The 683-nt window shown below is 62.1% G+C and carries 1 protein-coding gene and 1 pseudogene; both read right to left on the bottom strand.

Annotated features, from left to right (window positions below; all coding sequences use genetic code 11):
• Window positions 1-257, bottom strand: a pseudogene (locus WBR68_RS31415) (type IV secretion system DNA-binding domain-containing protein); the annotation flags it as partial.
• 63 nt (window positions 258-320) lie between these two features.
• Window positions 321-683, bottom strand: a 363-nt coding sequence (locus WBR68_RS31410) for a hypothetical protein (protein WP_230696277.1), incomplete at its 5' end; no start/stop codon positions are given.

The raw sequence follows: 683 nt of genomic DNA, 5'->3' as shown, positions 1-683 counted from the left end.
CCCGCGCCGTCAAAGCCTTCTTTGGTCGAGTATTTTTTGAGCGTGAGCGAGAGTGCCAGGGCCAGAACGAAGCCGATGCTCGGCGCCGCGATCAGAGCGGGGTAGTCCGGCGTCGATATGACCCAATGCGACAGGACTAGCCAGGTAACGTGCGATAGCGGAATGCCTGACATTATCTTGGCAGTGAGAAGCCAGGCAGAAAGGGGCAGGAATAAGAGGACGAATTTGATGATTCGCCGGCGTATGTCGGGTGCCATGAAAGTCCTTCTGGAAGATGATTAAGGCGCCCCGGAGCGCCTTGGAGATTGGGCCTGCGAGGGCTACTGGCGAAGAGCGAGGGCCACCAATGCGCCGCCGATCCCGCTTCCGACGAGCGCGCATACGCCACAAAGCACGCCAGCTCGCCACGCGGCCGCGGGCAATGCTCGAGTTGCAACGCGCGTCGCGATACGGGCGTCTGTGGCCGATTTTCCGAGCGTCCGGCTTGCTTCTAGCAGGGCACGCGCCGCGTTGCCGCTCGCGTGCGCAGCCGCGTCCAAGCCAGCTTGACGCACCATGGCCGGAACAGCCTGCATCGTTTCCGCGATTTCTTGTTGCCGGACGGTCAGCTGCTCGATCAGAACGACGAGCTGCGCGCTTTCCTGCAACATGTCGCGGTACAGAAGCTCCATTCTGCTGCGGGG

The sequence above is a fragment of the Achromobacter sp. JD-1 genome (assembly GCF_038594925.1).
GTDB lineage: Bacteria > Pseudomonadota > Gammaproteobacteria > Burkholderiales > Burkholderiaceae_B > Achromobacter > Achromobacter spanius_C.
The sequence above is the reverse complement of the archived record's forward strand: the minus strand, read 5'-3'. Positions and strand labels throughout refer to the sequence as shown.